Source organism: Pseudomonas sp. PDM04, from assembly GCF_014851765.1.
In the GTDB taxonomy this organism is placed as follows: domain Bacteria; phylum Pseudomonadota; class Gammaproteobacteria; order Pseudomonadales; family Pseudomonadaceae; genus Aquipseudomonas.
The window spans coordinates 282013-307270 of the sequence record NZ_JACVAI010000003.1 but is presented as its reverse complement, the minus strand read 5'-3'; the positions used below and the strand labels follow the sequence as shown (position 1 = coordinate 307270).

Below are 25258 nucleotides of genomic sequence, written 5' to 3'. Positions count from 1 at the left end.
CCGGACTGTCTCACCTGATTTTCTCCAAGGAAATGGAAATATGCTGCGTCGCCGCATGCTGATCATGTTGGGTATTGTTCTGTTGATCGTGCTGGTCCTGGCCGGTTACAAAGCCTTCTCCATCTATACGATGATCCAGGCTTTCTCCGCGCCGAAGCCGCCGATCAGTGTCGCGGTGGCCGCCGCTGTCGAGCAGCCGTGGCAGGCACGATTGCCGACGGTCGGCACGCTCAAGGCGTTGCAGGGTGTGGACCTGAGCCTGGAAACCGACGGCACGGTCATCGATTTGCAGTTCGAGTCGGGGCAGAAGGTCAAGGCTGGCCAACCGCTTCTGCGACTCGACAGCAAGGTGGAATCGGCCCTGCTCGAAACGGCCGAGGCCGATCTCGGGCTGGCCCAGCTCGACTACGGTCGTGGCAGTCAACTGGTCGGCAGCCAGGCCATTTCCAAAGGCGAATTCGACCGACTGTCGGCGGTGCTGAAAAAAAGCAAGGCCACGGTCAACCAGCTCAAGGCGGCCCTCGGCAAAAAGAGTATCGCCGCGCCCTTCACCGGAACCATCGGCATTCGCCAGGTCGACATCGGCGACTACCTGGCCAGTGGCACCGTGGTCGCCACCCTGCAAGACCTCAGCAGCCTCTATGTCGATTTCTTCGTGCCCGAGCAGTCGGTGCCGAAAATCGGCGTTGGTCAACCGGTGGAGATCATCGTCGCGGCCTACCCGGCCCAGACCTTCCCCGGCACCATCAGCGCGATCAACCCCAAGGTCGAAAACAGCACACGCAACGTTCAGGTCCGCGCCACCCTGGCCAACCCCGACGGCAAGTTGTTGCCGGGGATGTTCGCCAACCTGCAGGTGATGCTGCCCGACCCGCAGCCGCGCGTTGTGGTGCCGGAAAGCGCGATCACCTACACGCTGTACGGCAACTCGCTGTACATCGTCGCGCAGAAGAAGTCCGAAGACGGCCAGCTGGAAAAAAACGACAAGGGTGAACCGATCCTGATCGCCGAACGTCGCTTCATCGAAACCGGCGAACGCCGCGACGGCGTGGTGATGATTACCAAGGGCGTGCACAGCGGCGAGAAAGTGGTCACGGCCGGCCAGATCAAACTGGACAACGGCGCGCACATTGCCATCAGCGACGACAAGACCCTAGGCGAGAAGAACAGCCCGCCGCGTGCGGACTGATCAAGGAATTCCCATGGCTTTTACCGACCCGTTCATCCGCCGCCCGGTGCTCGCCTCCGTGGTCAGCCTGCTGATTGTGCTGCTGGGTTTCCAGGCCTGGAGCAAGCTGCCGCTGCGCCAGTACCCGCAAATGGAAAACGCCCTGATCACGGTGACCACCGCGTACCCCGGCGCCAACGCCGAAACCATCCAGGGCTACATCACCCAACCGATGCAACAGAGCCTGGCGAGCGCCGAAGGCATCGACTACATGACCTCGGTCAGTCGCCAGAACTTCTCGGTGATTTCGATCTACGCGCGCATCGGTTCCAACAGCGACCGTTTGTTCACCGAACTTCTGGCCAAGGCCAACGAGGTGAAGAACCAGTTGCCCCAGGACGCCGAAGACCCGGTGCTGAGCAAGGAAGCGGCCGACGCCTCGGCACTGATGTACATCAGTTTCTTCAGCAAGGAACTGAGCAACCCGCAGATCACCGACTACCTGTCACGGGTCATCCAGCCCAAACTGGCCACGCTGCCGGGCATGGCCGAAGCCGAAATCCTTGGCAACCAGGTATTCGCCATGCGCCTGTGGCTGGACCCGGTGAAACTCGCCGGTTTCGGCTTGAGCGCCAGCGACGTCACCAACGCGGTGCGCCAGTACAACTTCCTCTCCGCCGCCGGCGAAGTGAAAGGCGAGTACGTGGTCACCAGCATCAACGCCAATACCGAACTCAAGTCCGCCGAGGCCTTTGCGGCGATCCCGCTCAAGGTCGAGGGTGACAGCCGCGTGCTGCTCAGCGATGTCGCACGCGTGGAAATGGGCGCAGAGAACTACGACAGCATCAGCTCCTTCGGTGGCACGCCCTCGGTGTACATCGGCATCAAGGCCACGCCCGGCGCCAACCCGCTGGACGTGATCAAGGAAGTGCGCAAGATCATGCCCGACCTTGAGGCCCAGTTGCCGCCGAACCTCAAGGGCGAGATCGCCTACGACGCGACCTTGTTCATCCAGGCCTCGATCGACGAGGTGGTCAAGACCCTGTTCGAAGCAGTGCTGATCGTGATAGTCGTCGTGTTCCTGTTCCTCGGTGCGCTGCGCTCGGTGGTGATCCCGGTGGTGACGATCCCGCTGTCGATGATTGGCGTGATGTTCTTCATGCAGATGATGGGTTACTCGATCAACCTGCTGACCCTGCTGGCCATGGTGCTGGCCATCGGCCTGGTGGTGGACGACGCCATCGTCGTGGTGGAGAACATCCACCGGCATATCGAGGAAGGCAAGACGCCGCTGGATGCCGCCATCGAGGGGGCCCGGGAAATCGCCATGCCGGTGGTTTCGATGACCATCACCCTGGCGGCGGTCTATGCGCCCATCGGCTTCCTGACAGGCCTTACCGGCGCGCTGTTCAAGGAGTTCGCCCTGACCCTGGCCGGCGCGGTGGTGATCTCCGGCATTGTCGCCCTGACCCTGTCACCGATGATGTGCGCCGTCCTGCTGCGCCACGACGAAAACCCCACGGGCCTGGCACACCGCCTCGACCTGATTTTCGACAGCCTCAAACGCCGCTACCAGCGCCTGCTCCACGGCACGCTGAACACCCGCCCGGTGGTGCTGGTGTTTGCCGCCATCGTGCTGTGTCTGATTCCGGCGCTGCTCACCTTCACCAAGTCGGAGCTGGCACCGGACGAGGACCAGGGCATCATCTTCATGCTGGCCAATGCCCCGCAGCCGACCAACCTCGACTACCTGAACGCCTACACCAACGAATTCATCGACATCTTCAAGGCGTTTCCCGAGTACTACTCCTCGTTCCAGATCAACGGCTTCAATGGCGTGCAATCGGGGGTCGGCGGCTTCCTGCTCAAGCCCTGGAACGAACGCGACCGCACCCAGATGGAAATCCTGCCCGAGGTCCAGGGCAAGCTCGAGGGCATTGCCGGCTTGCAGGTGTTCGGTTTCAACCTGCCGTCCCTGCCGGGCACCGGCGAAGGGCTGCCATTTCAATTCGTCATCAATACCGCCAACGATTACGAGTCGTTGCTGCAAGTGATGGACCGGGTGAAGAAGCGGGCGATGGAGTCCGGCAAGTTTGCCTTCGTCGACGTTGACCTGGCATTCGACAAACCTGAAGTCGTGGTGGACATCGACCGCGCCAAGGCCGCACAGATGGGCGTCTCCATGCAGGACCTTGGCGGGACGCTGGCGACGCTGCTGGGCGAGGCGGAAATCAACCGTTTCACCATTGAAGGGCGTAGCTACAAGGTCATCGCGCAGGTCGAACGGCCCTTCCGCGACAACCCGGACTGGCTGAACAACTATTACGTGAAAAACACCCAGGGTGAGCTGCTGGCCCTGTCGACCCTGATCACTGTCACCGACCGTGCACGGCCACGGCAATTGAACCAGTTCCAGCAGCTCAACTCGGCGATCCTCTCCGGCGTGCCGCTGGTGAGCATGGGGGAAGCCCTCGAAGCGGTGCGCCAGATCGCCCGGGAAGAAGCGCCGGCCGGTTTCGCCGTCGACTACGCCGGGGCCTCGCGACAGTACATCCAGGAAGGCAGTGCGCTGTGGGTGACGTTTGCCCTGGCACTGGCGATCATTTTCCTGGTCCTGGCGGCCCAGTTCGAGAGTTTCCGCGATCCGCTGGTGATCCTGGTGACGGTGCCGCTGTCGATCTGCGGTGCGTTGATCCCGTTGTTCCTGGGCTGGTCGAGCATGAACATCTACACCCAGGTCGGCCTGGTGACGCTGATCGGTTTGATCAGCAAGCACGGGATCCTGATCGTCGAGTTCGCCAACCAGCTGCGCAAGGAAAAGGGCCTGACGCCTCGCGAGGCCGTCGAGGAAGCCGCGTCGATCCGCCTGCGCCCGGTGTTGATGACGACGGCGGCGATGGTGTTCGGCATGGTGCCGCTGATCATTGCCACGGGCGCCGGTGCCGTCAGCCGATTCGACATCGGCACGGTGATCGCCACGGGGATGTCGATCGGCACCCTGTTCACCCTGTTCGTATTGCCGTGCGTCTATACCCTGCTGGCCAAGCCGGACAAACCGACTGATCCCCAAATCCATCCGTAGGAACGAGCCCGCTCGCGATAAACGTCCGGACAAGGCGGGCCATCAACCAGCCCGCTTTGTCGTTGGTGACCCTCGCTCCCACAGTTTTCTTGCACACATAAAAAAGGCCTCGCAATAGCGAGGCCTTTTCGGGGGCTTCGATCGGGTCAACTTTGCGGCCTCAGTCCTTGAGAGAGTCCGAACATGAACAGCAGCAGATCATGATCGGGTTGGGTTGCAGCCGATGCCTTGGCAATCCGCGGCAGCGGGCATCGTGCGTCCCCGTTCACTGAACCGAGGACCTGCGTGCGCGGCTGTTCCCAAGCCGCCACCGCCAATGAAGCAACTGCCAAGGCTCCCAGCAGGAACAAACCTCGCGCAATTTCTAGTTTCATCACTATAAACCTTTGATAGCGCTGCCAAACGCTGTCTCGTAAAAGTAGACGAGTTTCTCCCACTCCGTCGCACTGAACGACGAATGGCGGCGCAGTTGCTTCAGGTCATGGGAGGCGGCGCGATAGGCGGTCAAACGCTGACGGCACTTCTCCAGATCGATCAGAGCCGTTTCAACCTTGGTCGCCTCGCCTTCCCCGGTCACCCGGACAAAAATATGCTTCATGTAGAGGCAGCTATGCTGCCAGCGGCCCAGGTGCATGAGCGCCAGGTTTTCCGCCACGTCCTTCAGCACGCGGTCATGCACGGCGTCACCGTGACGCTCACGTCCGCCGCCGGCGTACCAATGGGCAATTTCCTCGAAACCATCCAGCGACTTGGTCACCAGCAGCGCGCGCCATTGGTGGGCGGGATCGCGCTGCGCGCCGCAGAAAACGATTTCGGGAACACGGACGCCAATCTTGCTCACGCCAATCAGCGCGTCACGTTCACGCAGAACCGTCGGGCGACCGAAGGGGTGCAGCCAGCTGCGGTAGATATGCCCGGTCTGACGTTTGGCATACAACAACTGGCCATCCGCTGCCTTGACGCGCTGTACGCCGCTTTCACCACCACGACGAACATTGGGTTCTTCAACCCATTCGCCGCGCTGATTCCAGTAATGATCAAATCGATCTTCGGAGGCGACGTCTGCTTCTGCTGCACACTGCACTGCCATTGTGTTACCTCTTGCGTAATACATAAACCCGCCACATGGCATAGAGCGGTAGAAAGTCCAGTTGTTCCTGGATACGGAAACCCGCCTGCTCAAATTCTTTTTCAACCGTAGCAGCCGGTAACACAAATCGATTTTGGTAACCTTCCTGCTCACGCTTAAGCTCGGAACGCTTGCGCTTCCACGCCTTGAAATTACCGTCGACCCATAGAGACAGAATCACACTGTCACGGCTGACCCGCTCGAATTCACGCAAAATAGCCAGTCGATGCTCGGCGTCACCGATGTGGTGCAACAAGCGCATGCAAAAAATGCTGTCGACGGCGTTATCAGGCAAGTCGATGTCGAACGCAGAAGTGTGCAAGGGTCGTACCCGTTTTACCACTTCGGCGGGCTGCGCCTCGAGCGCGATCTTGATCATCGACTCGGAGTTGTCCGCCCCGATGATCACGCGGTTGGGTTTTTCCGCCAGCAAAGGCCAGAAACGCCCGGCACCACAGGGTAAATCAAGGACTAGGCCGGGTTCACCGACCAGGGTCAATGCTTTGCGCGCCAGTTGTTCGTCCCGCCAATGAGACAACCGACGGCCCAAACCGTCCTGATGTTTGCGCAAATATTTCTGTGCGTGTGAATCGTCGTATTTTTCGGAAAAATCGAGCTTTATCGGGCCGGCCATCACCAGGCACTCCTGAACGTCTGATGACACCTACGTTAGGGAGCGCCGTGTCAGCGACAGGTCATGCCTTTGTGAAAAAAATGTCATGTAAAACCCTTTACTATTACAAGGTTTTACAGGGTATCCGTAATGGCTGGGGGCCATAACCTTCAGCTCGCCGGGACCAGCTCGACCTGAAAGCGACAGCCATTGGGCTCCATCTGAGTCAGGCTGACGCTCCACCCCTGGTTTTCGCAAATCCGCTGCACCAGCGACAGGCCAAGGCCCAGGCCGTCTCCGCGTTTTTCATTGCCTCGCACGAACGGCTCGAACATCGCTTCACGTTTCTCTTCCGGGATCCCCACACCACTGTCCTCGACCCGAAACCCCGTGGCCGTGAGGGTCAAGCGGATAAACCCGCGCTCGGTGTAGTGCAGCGCGTTGCGCAGCAGGTTGCCCATGACAGCTTGCAGCAGGGTGGCGTTGTAGCGGGTGTCGGACGGATGGCCAGGCTCGAAGATCAGCGACAACCCCTTGGCTTCGATCGGCTCACGCCAGAGAGTGAGCAACCCGTCGGCGACCTGGGTCAGTGACTGTTGTGGCGCGATGCCGGCATCTTCGCGCTGAGCCCGGGCCAGCATCAGAAACGTTTGCACCAGTTCACGCATTTCCTCACAGGCACGGGCGATTCGTTCGACCTGCGCCCGCCCGCGCTGATCAATACCGGGGTTTTCCAGCAACAGCTCACAGGAACTGGCCAGCACCATCAGGGGGGTGCGCAATTCATGGCTGACGTCGCTGGTGAACAGGCGTTCCCGGGTCAATGCCTGGCGCAAACGACCAAGCGTCGCGTCGAAAGCCACCGCCAGCTCACCCACTTCATCGGCGGCATAATCGGGCGCCAGTGGTGGCGCCAGGCCCAGCAACTGGTCACGGTGGCGGACCTGGCGCGCCAGCCGCACCACCGGTGCCATCACCTTGCGTGCCAGTATCCAGCCGAGAAACACCGCCAACGCCAGGCTGAGCACGAAGCCGACCAGCACAACGGCGAACAACACGCGCTCGCGCTCCTCGAAGTCGCTCTGGTCTTGCAGCAGCACATAGCGCCGGCCGTCGACGACTTCGACCATCGCGTGGTACGACAGCTGCTCGCGGAACACTTCGTGAAAACCCGGATCGAGGTGACGCAGGTCCTTGGGCAACTCGAAGTCGCCCGGCCCGCCGCTGAAATAGAACAGTTGGTCCGGCTCGGGGCGATGGCTCCAGTCCGAGACGCTGTCCATCAGCAACAACCGTTGCAAATCACCGCCCAGGCCTGCGGAAATCAGTTTTTCTTCCACCAGGTGAACCGTTGCGACAATGCCCATGGCAAAGGCTCCGGCGACCAGCGCGCTCATCAGCGCAAAGGCGATGATGATCCGTTGAGCAAGGCTTTGCTTAAACTCCATCACGGCCCTCGGCCAAGCGATAACCCACACCATGCACGGTGTGCAGCAACGGTTTGGCGAACGGCTTGTCGATCACCTGACGCAATTGGTGGACATGGCTGCGCAGGCTGTCGCTGTCCGGGCAATCATCGCCCCACAAGGCTTCTTCGAGAATCTCCCGACGCAGGACGTGGGGGCTTTTTTGCATCAGCACGGCCAGCAACTTGAGGCCCACCGGATTGAGCTTCAACAGGCGACCTTCGCGGCTGACCTCCAGGGTATCGAGGTCATAGCTGAGCCCGCCGACCTCCAGTGTGCGCCGACCGCCGCCCTGGGCCCGACGCATCACTGCTTCGATCCGCGCGGCCAGTTCCGACAGGGCAAACGGCTTGATCAGGTAATCATCGGCACCGGACTTGAAGCCTTGCAGGCGATCGTCCAGTTGGTCACGGGCGGTCAGCATGATGACCGGCGTGTCGCGACGGGCGTCCTCACGCAGGCGTTTGCACAGGGTGTAGCCGTCAATGCCAGGCAACATGATGTCGAGCACGATCAAGTCGTAATGCTCGGTCGCCGCCAGGTGAAGGCCCGACAAACCGTCCTGCGCGCAATCCACGGTATAGCCTTTGAGCCCCAGGTAATCAGCCAGATTGGCCAGGATATCGCGGTTGTCTTCAACCAATAGAATTCGCATGGGCACCTTCTCCGTACACAGTAACGGCCGTCTTGGCCCGCGCAGCTTAAGGCCAAGTGTGGCTCAGGGCTAGGACCACGTGCAGTGCAAAAGCCCCCTTTTCAAGCCTTTTGACGCTTAACGACTTTTTCACCATCGGTTCACAAACAGGCGACACCCGTCAGCTCACACTCCGCGCGGCTGCGCTTTCCAGAACATTGACCGACCAAGGAACTGCCATGGTTTCGACCTCCGCCCGCCCCGCCTCTCGCCCGCTCGATTTCCGGGTGTGCCTGGGCGTTCCCCTCATTGCGGCGATCATTCTGCTGCTGCTCGAACTGACGTCCCTGGACATGGACCTGGCCACGCTGTTCTACGACCCGACCGTCGGCGACTTTATCGGGCGCCACAGTTATTTCCTCGAAGACATCCTGCATGACCGCGCCAAGCAACTGGTCATTGCCTTTTCGGTGTTCGCCATTCTCGGCTTCGTCGGCGCCTTTTTCATCGCCCGGCTGAAACCGTTCAAACGCGAACTGGGCTGCCTGGTGTTGTCCCTGGGCCTGGCGACTTCGTTCGTCACACCGGTCAAGGCGGTGACGGCAGTGCAATGTCCGTGGAGCCTGGAGCAATTCGGTGGTCACGAAAAATACAGCGAATTGCTCAGCCCTCGCCCTCCTACCGACAAACCCGGCCGTTGCTGGCCCGGTGGCCACGCCGCCACTGGCTTCACCCTGTTTGCATTGTTCTTCGTGCTGCGCGACCGTCGTCCTCGCCTGGCCCGCCAGGCCTTCGTCTTTGCCTTTGCACTGGGTACGGTGTTTTCGGTGAGCCGGATGATGCAAGGCGCGCACTTTTTCTCGCACAACGTGTGGACGGCGATTTTCTGCTGGTTGATCTGCCTGGGGTCGTATTACTGGATTTTGTACCGACCGGCGTCCCGTGTTGAAACCGTGACCAAGGCCGCACCCGCCAACGCCTGAAACGCTGATCGGAACGGCGGCAATAAAAAACCCCGCCTGCTTTCGCAGGCGGGGTTTTTCTGTGCGGGGTAAGGCTGGCTTACATCATGCCGCCCATGCCGCCCATACCGCCCATGTCTGGCATGCCGCCGCCAGCTGGAGCGTCTTTACGCGGTGCATCAGCGACCGCTGCTTCGGTGGTCAGAATCAGACCGCCGATCGAGCTTGCAGCTTGCAGTGCGGAACGGGTGACCTTGGTTGGGTCCAGGATACCCATTTCGATCATGTCGCCGTACTCGCCGGTTGCAGCGTTGTAGCCGAAGCTGCCCTGACCGTTCTTGACCTTGTCGACCACGACGCTTGGCTCGTCGCCGGAGTTGGCAACGATCTGACGCAGCGGCGCTTCGATAGCGCGACGCAGCACAGCGATACCCACGTCCTGGTCAGCGTTGTCGCCTTTCAGGTCGGCCAGGGTCTGCAGGGCACGGATCAGCGCTACGCCACCGCCAGGCACCACGCCTTCTTCAACGGCTGCACGGGTAGCGTGCAGGGCGTCTTCAACGCGGGCTTTCTTCTCTTTCATTTCGACTTCGGAACCAGCGCCAACCTTGATCACTGCAACGCCGCCGGACAGCTTGGCCAGACGCTCTTGCAGTTTTTCACGGTCGTAGTCCGAGGAAGTCTCGGCCACCTGGGCACGGATCTGGGCGATACGCGCTTCGATGTCGCCCTGTACGCCAGCACCGTCAACGATGATGGTGTTTTCCTTGGACAGGGTGACGCGCTTGGCGTTACCCAGGTGCTCCAGGGTGGTGCTTTCCAGGCTCAGGCCGATCTCTTCGGAGATCACGGTACCGCCGGTCAGAACGGCGATGTCCTGCAGCATGGCCTTGCGACGGTCGCCGAAGCCTGGCGCCTTGACGGCTGCGACTTTGACGATGCCACGCATGTTGTTCACAACCAGCGTTGCCAGGGCTTCGCCTTCAACGTCTTCGGCCACGATCAGCAGTGGACGGCCGGCTTTGGCGACGGCTTCCAGTACTGGCAGCATTTCGCGGATGTTCGAGATCTTCTTGTCGACCAGCAGGATCAGCGGGCCGTCGAGCTCGGCCACCATGGTGTCCGGCTTGTTGACGAAGTATGGGGACAGGTAGCCACGGTCGAACTGCATGCCTTCTACAACCGACAGTTCGTTTTCCAGGCCCGAGCCTTCTTCAACGGTGATCACGCCTTCTTTACCGACTTTTTCCATGGCTTCGGCAATGATGTCGCCGATGGAGTTGTCGGAGTTGGCGGAGATGGTGCCCACCTGAGCGATGGCCTTGGTGTCGGCGCATGGCTTGGACAGGTTCTTCAGCTCTTTGACGATCGCGATGGTCGCTTTGTCGATACCGCGCTTGAGGTCCATCGGGTTCATGCCGGCAGCGACGGCTTTCAGGCCTTCGTTGACGATCGCTTGAGCCAGAACGGTAGCGGTGGTGGTGCCGTCGCCGGCGTCATCGTTGGCACGGGAGGCAACGTCTTTGACCAGCTGCGCGCCCATGTTTTCGAAACGGTCTTCCAGCTCGATTTCCTTGGCTACGGAAACGCCGTCCTTGGTGATGGTCGGAGCGCCGAAGCTCTTCTCGATGATCACGTTACGGCCTTTCGGGCCCAGGGTCGCTTTTACTGCGTCAGCCAGGACGTTGACACCGGTGAGCATTTTCTTGCGGGCGGAATCGCCGAATTTAACTTCTTTAGCAGCCATGATCGATATTCCTTAAATACTTTGGAGTAGCGGGAAAATGAGCGGGGAATCAGCCTTCGATAACAGCGAGGATTTCGTTCTCGCTCATTACCAGCAGGTCTTCGCCGTCGACTTTCACAGTGTTGCTGCCGGAGTAAGGACCAAACACAACCTTGTCGCCCACTTTGACGGACAGTGCACGCACTTCACCGTTGTCCAGAACGCGGCCGCTGCCGACGGCGAGGATTTCGCCGCTGTTGGCTTTTTCGGCAGCCGAACCTGGCAGGACGATACCGCCAGCGGTTTTCTTTTCTTCTTCGCTGCGACGGATGACGACGCGGTCATGCAGAGGACGAAGCTTCATTGTCGATCTCTCCTAATTGTGGTTTTCATCGGCCGGTGTAGTCCCGGCGGGTTTAACAAAGTCCGGCGGTGCCGGGTGCGGTTCGACAAGCGAACCGCTGAAGTCTGTCTGGCGCAATTGCCAGAAACCTTGCGGTGACCGTTACATAAGGGCGCATAAGGTTATTACAAGGGCGGGACACGAAATTTTTTAATCGATGGCCCGAAAACGAACACGGCACCCGAAGGTGCCGTGCCGATGAAACGATTTACTTGGAGTCACGGTGTTCGAATTCGCCTTCGATCACTTCCGGCTCACGCCCCAGAGGCTCGCGCGGAGCAGGACCGCCCCGTGGCTGGAGGTCATCGGCGAAGGCCCGCTGACGGACCGCCGCTTCTTCGGCGCGCTGACGCATCTTGTTGGCCAGCAACCGGCGAGAGAACGGCAGCAGCAGGATCAAGCCCAGCACGTCAGTGACGAAGCCCGGCAGGATCAGCAGGCCGCCTGCCAGCGCCAGCATCAGGCCCTCGAGCATGGTCTGGGCCGGCAGTTCGCCACGGTTCAGGCTTTCACGTGCACGCAGCGCCGTGGCCAGGCCGGCGATACGCAGCACGAACACGCCGAGCATCGAGCCGAGAATGACCAGCAGCAGCGCCGGAAAAAAACCGATCGCTCCGCTCACCTTGACGAATACGAACAGCTCCAACACCGGAAACAGTACAAAGAGCAATAAAAAAGGGCGCATCAAATGGTTCCTCAACGCAAGAATGCCTTGCCAGTCTTCCCTAGATGACGTCACCGATTCGTGAATTCAAGCGCCGACCGCTGCATTTTTCGGCCACTGCTCGGCGTGAGCCAGGAAAACCAAGGCTTCGCGCACTTGTGTCGGCGTATTACATGGTGCTTGGAACGGTAGCCAGTAGAGCCCTTGCCCGATGCGCAGGTGCATGCCTTCGGTGTCGATGCCGGCCAGTTGCGCCGGCTCGCTTTTCGGCAGGCCGGCCAGATCGACATAGTGGGCAATGGCCTTGGCGTGATCGGCGTTCATGTGCTCGACCATGCTGACTTCTGCCTTGCCCGCGAACGGATTGGCCAGGGTCAGTTGATCGATCCAGTGAATCGCGCCGAAACCGCCGATGTAACGGTGGCGCACCGGGTTGAGCACCCAGAAGTCGAAATCGTGGGCCTTGTGGTAGTTCTGCGAGTCCGGGAAGTAGCGATAGTAGCGCTCGGCCGCGCTGTCGATCTGGGCGGCATCCTGCAGTTGCTGCGCCTCGGCAAGGTAAGTCAGGCGACCGACGGCCTGCACATCCTCGGCACCGCGTTCGCCGACGAACAACGAACATTTCGGATCTTTCTGCAGATTGTGCGTGTGCTGGGCGATGCGGCTGATCAGGATCAGCGGGCGGCCCTGCTCGTCCAGGCAGTAGGGCACCACGGAGCCGAACGGGAAGCCAGGCATGGCTTTGGAGTGCGTTGAGAGCACCCCGCGGTATTCCTTGAGAAGTAATTCTCGGGCATTCTTGGCCGCTTCAACGCTCAATTTATGACTCCTTATAAAGAATCCGTCGACAAAACGGACAGGCGCCGGGTGAAAGTTCCAGGGCGCCATCGAGGCAAATTCTCATGTGCAGCCAGGCCACGGCAGGGTGCAGATCGAGAGAGGCTCGAAAGGAAAACAACTCCATCTGCTACCGGGGCATGCCAATGCAACTCACTGACAAAGTAATCATTATCACCGGCGGTTGCCAGGGTCTGGGCCGCTCCATGGCCGAGTATTTCGCCGACAAGGGCGCCCGGCTGGCCCTGGTCGACCTGAACCAGGAAAAGCTCGACGAGGCGGTTGTCGCGTGCAAGGCCAAGGGCGTCGAAGCCCGCGCCTACCTGTGCAACGTCGCCAATGAAGAGCAGGTGACCCACATGGTTGCCCAGGTGGCCGAAGACTTCGGCGCGATCCACGGCTTGATCAACAACGCCGGCATCCTGCGTGACGGCCTGCTGCTCAAGGTCAAGGACGGCGAGATGAGCAAAATGAGCCTGGCGCAATGGCAGGCGGTGATCGACGTCAACCTCACTGGCGTGTTCCTGTGCACCCGTGAAGTCGCTGCGAAAATGGTCGAGCTGAAGAACGGCGGCGCCATCATCAACATCTCGTCGATTTCCCGCGCCGGCAACATCGGCCAGACCAACTACTCCGCTGCCAAGGCCGGTGTCGCCGCGGCGACCGTGACCTGGGCCAAGGAACTGGCGCGTTACGGCATTCGTGTCGCGGGGATTGCGCCGGGGTTCATCGAAACCGAAATGACCCTGGGGATGAAGCCCGAAGCGCTGGAGAAAATGACCGCCGGGATTCCGCTCAAACGCATGGGCAAACCGCAGGAGATCGCCCATTCGGCGGCGTACATCTTCGAAAACGACTACTACACCGGACGGATCCTGGAGATGGATGGCGGGTTGCGCATCTGAATCCTGCATCAGCTTCCTGTGGGAGCGAGCCTGCTCGCGATGGCTATTGTCCATTCAACACGGTTGTTGAATGTTGATTCGCATCGCGAGCAGGCTCGTTCCCAGCGTTTTTCAACATTTACCGGTCAAGATCAATCGTCGCTGACGCTGATGTTCGGCATGGCTGGCGACAGGGCTTCCTGCAACACGATCCGCGCACCGACATGGCGGGCCAATTCCTGATAGACCATGGCAATCTGGCTATCCGGCTCGGCGATCACCGTCGGCTTGCCGCCATCGGCCTGCTCGCGAATCACCATCGACAGCGGCAACGACGCCAACAGCTCGACGCCGTACTGCTCGGCCAGCTTCACTCCGCCGCCCTCGCCGAACAAGTGCTCGGCATGCCCGCAGTTGGAGCAGATGTGCACGGCCATGTTCTCGACCACGCCCAGCACCGGGATATTGACCTTGCGGAACATCTCCACGCCTTTGCGCGCGTCCAGCAACGCCAGGTCCTGCGGGGTGGTAACGATCACCGCGCCGGCCACCGGGACTTTCTGTGCCAGGGTCAACTGGATGTCGCCGGTGCCTGGCGGCATGTCGATGACCAGGTAATCCAGATCGCCCCAGGCAGTTTGTGTCACCAGTTGCAACAGTGCACCGGAGACCATCGGGCCGCGCCAGACCATCGGCGTGTTGTCGTCGGTCAGGAAGGCCATCGACATCACTTCGACACCATGGGACTCGATGGGCACGAACCATTTCTGATCCTTGATCTTCGGCCGGGTGCCTTCGGCAATGCCGAACATGATGCCCTGGCTCGGACCATAGATGTCCGCATCCAGAATCCCCACCCTGGCGCCTTCGCGAGCCAGGGCCAGCGCGAGGTTGGCCGCGGTGGTGGACTTGCCCACGCCGCCCTTGCCGGAGGCCACGGCGACCACGTTCTTGACGTTGGCCAGGCCCGGAATCTGTGCCTGAGCCTTGTGGGCGGCGATCACGCTGGTGATCTCGACACGGGCACTGGCCACGCCGTCGAGGCCTTCGATGGCCATTTGCAGCATCTGCGACCAGCCGCTCTTGAACAGGCCGGCGGCGTAGCCCAACGCCAGCTGGACGCTGACGCGGTCACCCTGGATGTCGATGCTGCGCACACACCCGGCGCTGACCGGGTCCTGGTTCAAATAAGGGTCGGTGTATTGACGAAGGACGGCTTCCACCGCTGCGCGATTGACGGCGCTCATGGGCAACTCCAATAGCAAGACTGGAAAATCAGGCGGGTATCGTACCTGTTCTGGCGTCCGCGCGGCATGCTTTCAGGAAGTGACGAACGCGCGCTGTCCGTCCCCGGAGTCCGGTTCCGGGGGTGAAAAATAGTCGCCGGCGCTTTATAGTGGCCGACCTCCGTTTCATCAAGTAGCCGAGCCCCATGTCCGAGCCACGCCAGATCCTCGTCACCAGCGCCCTGCCCTATGCCAATGGTTCGATCCATCTTGGCCACATGCTGGAATACATCCAGACCGATATGTGGGTGCGCTTCCAGAAGCACCGCGGCAACCAATGCATTTATGTCTGCGCCGACGACGCCCACGGTTCGGCGATCATGTTGCGCGCGGAAAAGGAAGGCATCACCCCGGAACAGCTGATCGCCAATGTCCAGGCCGAACACAGCGCCGACTTTGCCGACTTCCTGGTCGACTTCGACAACTTCCACTCCACTCACGCCGAAGAAAACCGTGAGCTGTCGAGCCAGATCTACCTGAAACTGCGCGACGCCGGGCACATTGCCACGCGCTCGATCACGCAGTATTTCGACCCGGAAAAGAAAATGTTCCTGGCCGACCGCTTCATCAAGGGCACCTGCCCGAAATGCGGCACCGAGGACCAGTACGGCGACAACTGCGAAAAGTGCGGCGCGACCTATGCACCCACCGATCTGAAGGACCCGAAGTCGGCGATCTCCGGCGCCACTCCGGTGCTCAAGGACTCCCAGCACTTCTTCTTCAAGTTGCCGGACTTCCAGGACATGCTGCAAACCTGGACCCGCAGCGGCACCCTGCAGGACGCCGTGGCCAACAAGATCGCCGAGTGGCTGGACGCCGGCCTGCAGCAGTGGGACATTTCCCGCGATGCGCCGTACTTCGGCTTCGAGATCCCGGACGAACCCGGCAAGTATTTCTACGTCTGGCTGGATGCACCGATCGGCTACATGGCCAGTTTCAAGAACCTCTGCAACCGTACGCCGGAGCTGGACTTCGATGCGTTCTGGGGCAAGGACTCCACCGCCGAGCTGTACCATTTCATCGGCAAGGACATCGTCAACTTCCACGCCCTGTTCTGGCCAGCGATGCTCGAAGGCGCGGGTTACCGCAAGCCGACCGGGATCAACGTGCACGGTTACCTGACCGTCAACGGCCAGAAAATGTCCAAGTCCCGCGGCACCTTCATCAAGGCCCGGACTTACCTGGAGCACCTGTCGCCGGAATACCTGCGCTACTACTACGCCGCCAAGCTGAGCCGCGGCGTCGACGACCTGGACCTGAACCTCGATGACTTCGTGCAAAAGGTCAACTCCGACCTGGTCGGCAAAGTCGTCAACATCGCCAGCCGTTGCGCCGGTTTCATCCACAAGGGCAATGCCGGCCTGATGGTCGACCGCAATGCGGCCCCGGAACTGACCGAAGCCTTCCTGGCTGCTGCACCCGGTATCGCCGACGCCTATGAGGCCCGTGACTTCGCCCGCGCCATGCGCGAGATCATGGCCCTGGCCGACCGCGCCAACGCCTGGATCGCCGACAAGGCCCCGTGGTCGCTGAACAAACAGGAAGGCAAGCAGGATGAAGTCCAGGCCATCTGCGCCACCGGCGTCAACCTGTTCCGCCAGCTGGTGATCTTCCTCAAGCCGGTACTGCCACTGCTGGCCGCCGATGCCGAAGCTTTCCTCAACGTTGCGCCGCTGACCTGGAATGATCACGCGACCCTGCTCGGCAACCATCAGTTGAACGAGTTCAAGCCACTGATGACTCGAATCGATCCGGTGAAAGTACAAGCCATGACCGACGCCTCGAAAGAAGACCTGACCGCCAGCCAGACCGACACCGGCGAAGCCGCACCGGCCGGCAATGGCGAGCTGGCCAAGGACCCGTTGTCGCCGGAAATCGACTTCGACACCTTTGCCGCGGTTGACCTGCGCGTGGCGCTGATCGTCAAGGCCGAAGCCGTGGAAGGCGCCGACAAGCTGCTGCGCCTGACCCTCGACATCGGCGACGAACAACGCAACGTGTTCTCCGGCATCAAGAGCGCCTACCCGGACCCGTCCAAGCTTGACGGTCGCCTGACCATGATGATCGCCAACCTGAAGCCGCGGAAAATGAAGTTCGGCATCTCCGAAGGCATGGTGATGGCAGCCGGCCCCGGCGGTGAAGAAATCTACCTGCTCAGCCCCGACAGCGGCGCCAAGCCGGGCCAGCGCATCAAGTAAGTTCTTGTGCTGACCGATCCCACAGTCGTGCCTGGCGCGCCTGTGGGATTTTCATATCTGGCCCACCCTCCGTCCTTGCCGGATAATGCCTAAGCTTTTTAGACCAGCCCGTTAAAAAGCCCTCCTTTTTCCGGCACGACCATGACCGAGATTGTTCTGACACTCATCAGCACCGCCCTGATCAACAACTTCGTGTTGCACTGGTCGTTGGGCGTCGATTCGCTGCTGGCGAGCGAACGACGCCGGGTCCATGCATTGGGGATTGCCACGACCTGCCTGATGTTGATCGTCGGTGGGCTTGGCCATGCGCTCTACTTTGGCCTGTTGGTGCCGCTAGGGCTGAACTCGCTGCGGTTGTTCGTGTTTTTGCCCCTGAGCGTGCTGCTGATCGCGCCGCTGCTGAAGGTATTGGCGAAAGTGTTTTCGACGTTGCCGTTCGACGGTCTCTGGCCGCTGCTGCTCGGTAATGCCGGCGTGTTGGGGCTGGCACTGATCGGCAGCCGTGACAACCACGGCATTATTTACGCCACGGCCCTGAGTATTGGCGCCGGGCTGGGTTTCTGGCTGGTGCTGAGTCTGTTCTGCGACTTGCGCCAGCGCACCCTCGATAACGATGTTCCGCTGCCTTTTCGCGGCTTGCCAATCGACCTGATCGGCGCCGGATTGATCGCGGTGGCTTTTCTCGGATTCAACGGACTGATCAAAACATGAGTCTGATTCAACGCATCGACGCCCTGCTGCCGCAGACCCAGTGCGGCAAATGTGGGCACGCCGGATGCAAGCCCTACGCCGAGGGTATTGCCTCGGGCGAGCCGATCAACAAGTGCCCGCCCGGCGGCAGCGAAACCATTTCGGCCCTGGCTGAACTGCTGAAAGTCCCTGTGCTGGAACTGGACGTCAGTCGCGGCCCGGCCCCGGCGCAAATAGCCTATATCCGCGAGGCCGAGTGCATTGGCTGCACCAAGTGCATCCAGGCCTGCCCGGTCGACGCCATCGTCGGCGCGGCCAAATGGATGCACACGGTGATCGTCGACGAATGCACCGGCTGCGACCTGTGCGTGGCCCCCTGCCCTGTGGACTGCATCGAAATGCGTCCGTTGCCGGCGACCACCGTGATACCGATCGTGGGAGGCCTGGCCTTCAGCCCTGAAGCGCAACAGGCGCGGGCCGCCAAACGCGACCACGCTCGCCAGCGCTTCGAACGGCGCAACGCCCGCCTGCAGCGCGAGGAAGAGCAAAAACTCGCCGAGCGTCAGGCCCGGGCAAATCGTGTGACTCAGCCGGTCGATGTACCGGCACTCAATCCGGTTCAGGCGGCGCTGGAAAGGGTCCGCGCACAAAAAGCGGCGAATGCCGACGCGGCCTTGAAAAAAGCCAGGATCGATCTGGCGATGAGCCGCACGCAACTGAACAAATCGCTCAAGGCGTTCGGGCATCCGCCGACGTTCGAACAACAGTCGCAACTGATCATTCTGCAACAGCAGTTCGAGGCCGCAGAGCACACCCTGTTGCAATTGGAGACCAGCCTGCCGTCAACGCCGAAAATCGAAGCGCCAGCGCCAGCGCCAGCGCCAGCCAAGGATGCCGAATTGAAGCGGGCAAAAATCCAGCTGGCCACCCGCCGCGCCGAACTCAAGAAAGCGCAAGCCAGCGATGCGCCCGCCGAACAGATCGAAGTCCTGGAACGCGCCCTCGCCGAGGCCGAAAAAGCCCTGCATGCGACGGAAGACGCCAGCGACCAGCCGATACCGGATCTGGTGCGCATCGAAAAGCGCCCCATCGACAACCGGCTTCGACAATTGAAAACCGAATTGGCCTACGCGCGCGCCGATGTCAGCAAACTGCAGCGACGCACCGACACCCCCGCCGAATTGCTGGACAAGGCCCTTGCTCGCCTGAAGGAAGCCGAGCGCCAGGTGGATAGCTATGTTGCCCCTTGAGCCGGTCGACGAACGCCTCCAGCAGGCCATGAGACTGGTATTGCTGGCGACTGTGCCAGGCATTCTGGTGTCGTTCTGGTGGTTCGGCTGGGGCGTGCTGATCAACCTGGTACTGGCAGGCACGGCCGCACTGGCCGTTGAAGCGGCAGTGCTGAAGCTGCGCGGACGCGAACTGCTTCCTGTGTTGAGCGACGGCAGTGCGCTGGTCACTGCAACGCTGCTGGCCCTGGCCTTGCCGCCTTACTGCCCCTGGTGGCTGACCGTCTGCGCTGCGGCATTCGGTCTGTTCGGCAAGCAATTGTATGGCGGCGTCGGAAAAAACCCGTTCAACCCGGCCATGCTCGGCCTGGCCCTGGTGCTGGTGACATTCCCCCAGCCGATGAGCCACTGGCCGTCGCCCCACGTCATGGACCTGTTCGGCAGCGTGCAGCGGGTGTTCGGTCTGATCCCCGGCCCGACGCCGGATGCGTGGGCGCAGGCCACGGCCCTGGACAGCCTGCGCATCAACAAAAGCCTGACCATCGACGAACTCTTCGCCAGCAGCCCGGCGTTCGGCCATTTGGGGGCGCGCGGTGTGGAGTGGGTCAACCTGGCGTTTCTCGCCGGCGGTCTGTTTCTTCTGCAACGGCGGGTGTTCAGCTGGCATGCACCGGTCGGCATGCTCGCCAGCCTGTTCATCATCAGCCTGGTGTGCTGGAACGGCTCCGGTTCCGACTCCCACGGTTCACCGCTGTTTCACTTGCTCAGCGGCGCCAGCCTGCTCGGCGCCTTCTTCATCGTCACCGAGCCGGTGTCCGGCGCCAAAAGCCCCGGCGCCCGCCTGCTGTTCGGTGCCGGGGTCGGATTGCTCACCTACCTGATCCGTACATGGGGTGGTTACCCGGACGGCGTGGCATTTGCGGTGCTGCTGATGAACCTCTGCGTACCGGCGCTGGAGCGCTTTGTCGCCTCGAGACAGGAGCGTGTGGCGCCATGAACCGAGTGTCGAGCGTGGTGATCGTCGGGCTGCTGGCAAGCCTGGGAATGGGCGCGACCTATCTTGCACAACAGGTCAGCGCATCACGCATCGCCGCTGAACAACGCGAGATCGACAGCCGAAACCTGCTGGACCTGCTGCCGGTCGACAGTTACGACAATCAACCGCTTCAACAGCCATTGCCACTGGGCAATACCGCGTTGACCAACAGCCGACTGCTGGGCGGCTACCTGGCGACCCGGGCTGGCCAGCCGAAAAGCGTTTTGCTGCGCAGCCAGGCAACCGGCTATGTGGGCAGTATCGACCTGCTGATCGCCATCGATGCAAACGGCAGGTTGCTCGGGGTCAAAACCCTCAGCCAAACAGAAACCCCGGGGCTGGGAGCGCGGATCGCCGAGTGGCCCAATGCATGGCTCGGGGCATTTACTGGCAAATCACGAAGCGAGCCGGCCGACAGTGGCTGGGCACTGAAAAAGGATCAGGGCCAGTTCGACCAGATCGCCGGAGCGACCATCACTTCACGCGCCGTGATCAACGCCATCCACGACGCCTTGCGCTATTTCGACGAACATCGGCAACAGTGGATCGGGGATCCCCTCCATGAATAAATCATCGACATTGCAGAATTCGCTGATGCTCGCCCCACTCATAGGGACTACCGACGCCTGGATGACCGCGCTGGGTCTCTGCTTGATGTTCGTCGTGGTCATCAGCGCCTTCGGCCTGGGCATGCAGCTCCTGCGCAACAGGCTGCTCCCGCCTGCACGCCTGATCGCCAGCGTCCTGCTCGCAGCCACATTGACCGGCTGCGCAGAAATTGCTGCACAGGCCTGGTCATTGCAGTGGCATCGGCACGCGGGAATCTATGCCGGGTTGATCGCCCTGCAATGCGTCGTTCTGGACCACACGGGATTTTTCCAGTCCCCATGGCGCGATCGCCTGCGCCTGTGCGGCCTGTTCGGTGTCTTGATGCTGGGGTTGGGCGTATTGCGCGAGCTGCTCGACAACAGCGGCCTGCACCTGGCCGCCCTGGTACCCGGTGGATTCATTTTGTTGGGACTGCTGATCGCCGCCTGGCAGGCCTGGTCTCGCCCGAACCCCTCACACTGATCGCTTTCGAGGAAAGTCACTGCCCATGAATGCTGCAAAACGTCTGGAAATTTTCCGCAGGTTGCATGAAGACAACCCGGAACCAAAGACCGAACTGGCCTACTCCACCCCGTTCGAATTGCTGATCTCGGTGATTCTCTCAGCGCAATCGACCGATGTCGGCGTGAACAAGGCGACAGCCAGGCTGTACCCGGTCGCCAATACGCCTGCGGCCATCCATGCGCTGGGGGTGGAGGGGTTGTCTGAGTACATCAAGACCATCGGTCTGTTCAACAGCAAGGCAAAGAACGTGATCGAGACCTGTCGCCTGCTCGTGGAGCGCCATGGTGGCGAAGTACCGCAGACTCGCGAAGAACTGGAAGCACTGCCGGGCGTAGGCCGCAAGACCGCCAACGTCGTGCTCAATACGGCGTTCCGCCAACTCACCATGGCCGTGGACACACATATTTTCCGCGTCAGCAACCGCACCGGCATTGCGCCTGGCAAGAATGTGGTCGAGGTGGAAAACAAACTGATGAAGTTCGTACCGAAGGAGTACCTGCTCGACTCCCATCACTGGCTGATTCTGCACGGGCGCTACGTCTGCCTGGCCCGCAAGCCTCGCTGTGGCAGTTGCCGGATCGAAGACCTGTGCGAGTACAAGCACAAGACGTCGGACGATTGAAGCGCTATTAGGTTTATTGATTTATCGATTGAAAAAATCTTTTTTACCCGGAATGAGATTGTCGATATAAGGAGCGCCAAAGGCAGTCTAAGCCTGGAGTTAACCTTATGAGCACTGGTAAAGAGCAATTGGACGTAGAAGACGACTTCACACCGGGTGAAGCCGAAGACGCTGATCCTGTGGTTGAAGTGGCGAAGACCAACCTGAGCAAACGCCGCACAATCGATAACCTGCTGGAGGAGCGCCGACTGCAAAAGCAATTGGCCGATTACGATTTTGACCTATGACACCTGAAAGCCTCCCTGAACGGAGGCTTTTCTTTATGTGGGAAATCTTGAACCTCTCGCCCGGCGAGCCCCTTGACGCATGAGTGCCGTCACACCAGCCCATTGCGTTGTGCCAACTCGATCAGGTCCACCAGGGATCGCGCATTGAGTTTCAATAAAAGGCGAGTCTTGTAAGTACTGACGGTTTTATTGCTGAGAAACATTCCATCAGCAATTTCCTTATTGGTCTTGCCTCGGGCCAACTGTTGCAAGACCATCATCTCTCTCCCGGACAAGCGATCCACCATATCGGCTTCACTGGCATTACCCAGACTGGAACGAACGGTATGCAACGCTTGATTGGGGAAATAACTGTAGCCTGACAATACGGCTTTTATTGCGCTGAGCAGTTCAGTGAGGTCCTGTTGCTTGCATACATATCCGGCCGCCCCCGACTGCATGCAACGCATCGAAAAATGCCCAGGCGCCTGGGAAGTCAATATCAGCACTTTCATGGGCATCGCTGCCGATACCAGGCGCGCAATGACTTCCAGTCCATCCAGCTTCGGTATTCCTATATCCAGAATGACAATATCCGGCATATGTTCACGAGCCAGTTGCAATGCATCCACGCCATTGTCTGTTTCGGCAATGACTTCGTAGCCATGACGCTCCATCAGCATACGTACCGCAAGCCGAATGACGGGGTGATCATCCACGATCAGCACTTTATTCATGGGCAGGTCCAATTTTCGCTGTTCGAATTTTTAGAGCCCGCACAATAGCCTAGTCGTTTCACCCATGGCATGCCGTCCCCCCCGGCCACCCGCAGCGAGAGACATTCCCTACAAATAACGCGGAATATTCTTACAGGAAATCTGCGAAACCTGCGCGTTGGAAACTTTATTTACCTTACGCCGTTTCACCCTTCAACAATTTCTTGTATCAATTTACCAACCCACAAAACCGGTAATAAGTGGCCCTGTCGGCGCAACGCCCATCAACAGTTACGCTACTCTTGATGATACCCGTCCGTTCCCCATTAACACAGTCCCTTTGCCCGCCACCCACATGAACGCTTACCAAATGAATTTCAATAACCCGGACAAAATCAAAGCAACCCTATGACAATTATCAATCCACCGCTAACATGAAGACCGCAAAACAATAAACTCACCCACTATCAATCAAACGAGAAAAGATAAACTTGTATGAGTGCAAAACATGATAAACTTAAAACAAAGAATCACCAACCCCATGACAGTAATCGCCATATTCGCAACACTGTCTGAAACATCGGCGGCTGTGTCACTGCCGTTTCTCGACAATGAAGAACGAGAGGTCTATATCTGGTTTTTGATCAGCTTTCCTTTTTACTTGCTGCTTCTGTTCTTCGCCACACTCAACTTCAACTATCGATCGCTGTACGCGCCATCCGATTATGAGAAGGGAGAACATTTCATCAACGCACTGGACACCGCCGAGCGTCCGGAAACGGCACAAGGCCCACCGGGCAGGACGCGCCCACGCAAACACCTTTCAGTTCAGCACCACATTGAGTTGCCGGAACGACTGAAGGACCTGCACATCATCGATGCGCGGTGCATAAACAGGAAGATGGAGTTTCGTGAGCTTCTGAAAAACATGCACCCGGGCAAAGCGGAGTCAGCACGGGTCGTCGTGTTTCTCATCAGTGGCGAATCGGAGAATGGCCTGAAAGAAGGGGCGTTCAGTTTTTTCAGGCAGATCAAGAAACGCAGCGGATTGCCGTTTTGCGTCGCGTACAACCTGAGCTCTCACGACGTCACGCTCATCGAGCAATCTCGCCCCTCTGACGTGCAACGGTCAGTCGCTTTCTAGAATCAACGGGAATGCAGCAGGCGGGAGTTGTTCTTACACAAGAAGAAAGATGAATCGCAATGTCCGAAGGAAAATCCCTGTATTCAAATGTGTGGCCTTGTCGAACACAAGGCCACACATTCCACTACCGAGTCAGAAACTTCAGAAAAGCTTGCGACCCTTGTTCGCGGCGATACGCATGCGCAACGCGTTGAGCTTGATGAAGCCCGCCGCATCGGCCTGGTTGTAGGCGCCGCCATCTTCTTCAAACGTCGCAATATTGGCGTCGAACAACGAGTCGTCGGACTTGCGGCCAGTGACGATCACATTGCCCTTGTACAGTTTCAGGCGCACAACGCCGTTAACGTTGACCTGGGACGCGTCGATCATCTGTTGCAGCATCAGCCGCTCAGGGCTCCACCAGTAACCGGTGTAGATCAGGCTGGCGTACTTGGGCATCAGCTCATCCTTGAGGTGAGCCACTTCGCGGTCCAGGGTGATCGATTCGATCGCACGGTGGGCACGCAGCATGATGGTGCCGCCTGGGGTTTCGTAGCAGCCACGGGACTTCATCCCCACGTAGCGGTTCTCGACGATGTCGAGGCGGCCGATGCCGTGTTCGCCACCGATACGGTTCAAGGTCGCCAGCACGGTGGCCGGGGTCATCTCGACGCCGTCCAGTGCAACGATGTCGCCGTTGCGATAGGTCAACTCCAGGTACTGCGGCTTGTCCGGCGCGTTCTCCGGGGAGACGGTCCAGCGCCACATGTCTTCTTCGTGCTCGGTCCAGGTGTCTTCCAGCACGCCGCCTTCATAGGAGATGTGCAGCAGGTTGGCATCCATCGAGTACGGGGATTTTTTCTTGCCGTGACGCTCGATCGGGATCGCGTGCTTTTCGGCATAATCCATCAGCTTTTCACGGGACAGCAGGTCCCATTCGCGCCACGGTGCGATCACTTTCACACCCGGCTTGAGGGCATAGGCGCCGAGTTCGAAACGAACCTGGTCGTTACCCTTGCCGGTGGCGCCGTGGGAAATGGCATCAGCGCCGGTTTCGTTGGCGATTTCGATCAGGCGTTTGGCGATCAACGGACGAGCGATGGAAGTACCCAGCAGGTACTCGCCTTCGTAAACAGTGTTGGCGCGGAACATCGGGAACACGAAATCTCGCACGAACTCTTCGCGCAGATCGTCGATGTAGATTTCTTTTACGCCCATGGCCTGTGCCTTGGCGCGAGCAGGTTCGACCTCTTCACCCTGACCCAGGTCAGCGGTAAAGGTCACCACTTCACAGTTATAAGTATCCTGCAGCCACTTGAGGATCACCGAAGTGTCCAGGCCGCCGGAATACGCCAGAACGACCTTGTTTACGTCCGCCATGCCATCACTCCACGGGGTTCTACGGAAAGCC

The 25258-nt window shown here is 59.9% G+C and carries 25 protein-coding genes; 13 read left to right on the top strand and 12 right to left on the bottom strand.

The window, feature by feature from the left end:
• Positions 1 to 40 precede the first annotated feature (40 nt).
• A complete protein-coding gene (locus IB249_RS13440; protein WP_192305396.1) occupies positions 41 to 1189 on the top strand; it encodes an efflux RND transporter periplasmic adaptor subunit in 1149 nt (382 codons plus the stop codon).
• Positions 1190 to 1202: 13 nt separating this feature from the next.
• Entirely contained in the window at positions 1203 to 4250 is a 3048-nt protein-coding gene (locus tag IB249_RS13435) for a multidrug efflux RND transporter permease subunit (protein WP_192305394.1), read from the top strand.
• A 146-nt stretch (positions 4251 to 4396) separates the two neighbouring features.
• On the opposite strand, the gene IB249_RS13430 is transcribed toward IB249_RS13435, so the two are convergent.
• The 5 genes from IB249_RS13430 to colR all read right to left on the bottom strand — a co-directional run bounded on the left by IB249_RS13430 (position 4397) and on the right by colR (position 8113).
• Complete coding sequence (locus IB249_RS13430) at positions 4397 to 4624, bottom strand: hypothetical protein (RefSeq protein WP_192305392.1); 228 nt, start codon at positions 4622 to 4624, stop codon at positions 4397 to 4399.
• 2 nt (positions 4625 to 4626) lie between these two features.
• Positions 4627 to 5340: a lipopolysaccharide kinase InaA family protein gene (locus tag IB249_RS13425; protein ID WP_192305390.1), complete on the bottom strand. Its 714-nt coding sequence runs from the start codon at positions 5338 to 5340 to the stop codon at positions 4627 to 4629.
• A 4-nt stretch (positions 5341 to 5344) separates the two neighbouring features.
• Positions 5345 to 6013, bottom strand: a complete 669-nt coding sequence (locus IB249_RS13420) for a class I SAM-dependent methyltransferase (protein WP_192305389.1) — start codon at positions 6011 to 6013, stop codon at positions 5345 to 5347.
• A 149-nt stretch (positions 6014 to 6162) separates the two neighbouring features.
• A complete protein-coding gene (locus IB249_RS13415; RefSeq protein ID WP_192305387.1) occupies positions 6163 to 7440 on the bottom strand; it encodes a sensor histidine kinase in 1278 nt (425 codons plus the stop codon).
• Positions 7430 to 8113: a two-component system response regulator ColR gene (gene colR / locus IB249_RS13410; RefSeq protein WP_192305385.1), complete on the bottom strand. Its 684-nt coding sequence runs from the start codon at positions 8111 to 8113 to the stop codon at positions 7430 to 7432. Before colR ends, IB249_RS13415 begins: the two co-directional genes overlap by 11 nt.
• A 218-nt stretch (positions 8114 to 8331) precedes the next feature.
• On the opposite strand from colR, the gene IB249_RS13405 reads away from it, so the two are divergent.
• Complete coding sequence (locus tag IB249_RS13405; protein ID WP_192305383.1) at positions 8332 to 9075, top strand: phosphatase PAP2 family protein; 744 nt, start codon at positions 8332 to 8334, stop codon at positions 9073 to 9075.
• A gap of 79 nt (positions 9076 to 9154) precedes the next feature.
• Here IB249_RS13405 and groL read toward each other — a convergent pair whose 3' ends face one another.
• The 4 genes from groL to IB249_RS13385 all read right to left on the bottom strand — a co-directional run bounded on the left by groL (position 9155) and on the right by IB249_RS13385 (position 12666).
• Positions 9155 to 10801, bottom strand: a complete 1647-nt coding sequence (gene groL, locus IB249_RS13400) for a chaperonin GroEL (protein WP_192305381.1) — start codon at positions 10799 to 10801, stop codon at positions 9155 to 9157.
• Between the two features lie 49 nt (positions 10802 to 10850).
• Complete coding sequence (locus IB249_RS13395) at positions 10851 to 11144, bottom strand: co-chaperone GroES (protein ID WP_192305379.1); 294 nt, start codon at positions 11142 to 11144, stop codon at positions 10851 to 10853.
• Between the two features lie 247 nt (positions 11145 to 11391).
• The gene (locus IB249_RS13390; protein ID WP_192305377.1) at positions 11392 to 11868 is read right to left on the bottom strand and encodes an FxsA family protein; all 477 of its coding nucleotides are present in this window, start codon (positions 11866 to 11868) and stop codon (positions 11392 to 11394) included.
• Between the two features lie 66 nt (positions 11869 to 11934).
• The gene (locus tag IB249_RS13385; protein ID WP_192305375.1) at positions 11935 to 12666 is read right to left on the bottom strand and encodes a HugZ family protein; all 732 of its coding nucleotides are present in this window, start codon (positions 12664 to 12666) and stop codon (positions 11935 to 11937) included.
• 164 nt (positions 12667 to 12830) lie between these two features.
• Here IB249_RS13385 and IB249_RS13380 point away from each other — a divergent pair, with 164 nt between their 5' ends.
• Positions 12831 to 13589: an SDR family oxidoreductase gene (locus IB249_RS13380; RefSeq protein ID WP_192305373.1), complete on the top strand. Its 759-nt coding sequence runs from the start codon at positions 12831 to 12833 to the stop codon at positions 13587 to 13589.
• A 131-nt stretch (positions 13590 to 13720) separates the two neighbouring features.
• Here the strand turns inward: IB249_RS13380 and apbC are convergent, their stop codons facing one another.
• Positions 13721 to 14815, bottom strand: coding sequence for an iron-sulfur cluster carrier protein ApbC (gene apbC / locus IB249_RS13375; RefSeq protein ID WP_192305371.1), 1095 nt, complete (start codon positions 14813 to 14815; stop codon positions 13721 to 13723).
• Positions 14816 to 15000: 185 nt separating this feature from the next.
• On the opposite strand from apbC, the gene metG reads away from it, so the two are divergent.
• The 8 genes from metG to IB249_RS13335 all read left to right on the top strand — a co-directional run bounded on the left by metG (position 15001) and on the right by IB249_RS13335 (position 22029).
• Complete coding sequence (gene metG / locus IB249_RS13370; RefSeq protein WP_192305369.1) at positions 15001 to 17052, top strand: methionine--tRNA ligase; 2052 nt, start codon at positions 15001 to 15003, stop codon at positions 17050 to 17052.
• A gap of 141 nt (positions 17053 to 17193) precedes the next feature.
• The gene (locus tag IB249_RS13365) at positions 17194 to 17763 is read left to right on the top strand and encodes an Rnf-Nqr domain containing protein (RefSeq protein WP_192305367.1); all 570 of its coding nucleotides are present in this window, start codon (positions 17194 to 17196) and stop codon (positions 17761 to 17763) included.
• On the top strand, positions 17760 to 18992 hold the full coding sequence (rsxB, locus tag IB249_RS13360) for an electron transport complex subunit RsxB (RefSeq protein WP_192305365.1): 1233 nt from the start codon (positions 17760 to 17762) through the stop codon (positions 18990 to 18992). Before IB249_RS13365 ends, rsxB begins: the two co-directional genes overlap by 4 nt.
• Positions 18979 to 19968, top strand: a complete 990-nt coding sequence (locus tag IB249_RS13355) for an RnfABCDGE type electron transport complex subunit D (protein ID WP_192305363.1) — start codon at positions 18979 to 18981, stop codon at positions 19966 to 19968. The genes rsxB and IB249_RS13355 overlap by 14 nt, the downstream gene beginning before the upstream one ends.
• Entirely contained in the window at positions 19965 to 20576 is a 612-nt protein-coding gene (locus IB249_RS13350) for an RnfABCDGE type electron transport complex subunit G (RefSeq protein ID WP_192305361.1), read from the top strand. The genes IB249_RS13355 and IB249_RS13350 overlap by 4 nt, the downstream gene beginning before the upstream one ends.
• Positions 20569 to 21078 (top strand): Rnf-Nqr domain containing protein, encoded by a 510-nt coding sequence (locus IB249_RS13345; RefSeq protein ID WP_192305359.1) that lies wholly within the window; start codon positions 20569 to 20571, stop codon positions 21076 to 21078. Before IB249_RS13350 ends, IB249_RS13345 begins: the two co-directional genes overlap by 8 nt.
• A gap of 25 nt (positions 21079 to 21103) precedes the next feature.
• Positions 21104 to 21742: an endonuclease III gene (gene nth, locus IB249_RS13340; RefSeq protein ID WP_192305357.1), complete on the top strand. Its 639-nt coding sequence runs from the start codon at positions 21104 to 21106 to the stop codon at positions 21740 to 21742.
• Between the two features lie 107 nt (positions 21743 to 21849).
• A complete protein-coding gene (locus IB249_RS13335; protein WP_192305355.1) occupies positions 21850 to 22029 on the top strand; it encodes a PA3496 family putative envelope integrity protein in 180 nt (59 codons plus the stop codon).
• Between the two features lie 89 nt (positions 22030 to 22118).
• On the opposite strand, the gene IB249_RS13330 is transcribed toward IB249_RS13335, so the two are convergent.
• On the bottom strand, positions 22119 to 22745 hold the full coding sequence (locus IB249_RS13330) for a response regulator transcription factor (protein ID WP_084322710.1): 627 nt from the start codon (positions 22743 to 22745) through the stop codon (positions 22119 to 22121).
• 487 nt (positions 22746 to 23232) lie between these two features.
• On the opposite strand from IB249_RS13330, the gene IB249_RS13325 reads away from it, so the two are divergent.
• The gene (locus tag IB249_RS13325) at positions 23233 to 23868 is read left to right on the top strand and encodes a hypothetical protein (protein ID WP_192305353.1); all 636 of its coding nucleotides are present in this window, start codon (positions 23233 to 23235) and stop codon (positions 23866 to 23868) included.
• A 141-nt stretch (positions 23869 to 24009) separates the two neighbouring features.
• On the opposite strand, the gene IB249_RS13320 is transcribed toward IB249_RS13325, so the two are convergent.
• The gene (locus tag IB249_RS13320) at positions 24010 to 25227 is read right to left on the bottom strand and encodes an argininosuccinate synthase (protein WP_093226480.1); all 1218 of its coding nucleotides are present in this window, start codon (positions 25225 to 25227) and stop codon (positions 24010 to 24012) included.
• Between the last annotated feature and the right edge of the window lie 31 nt (positions 25228 to 25258).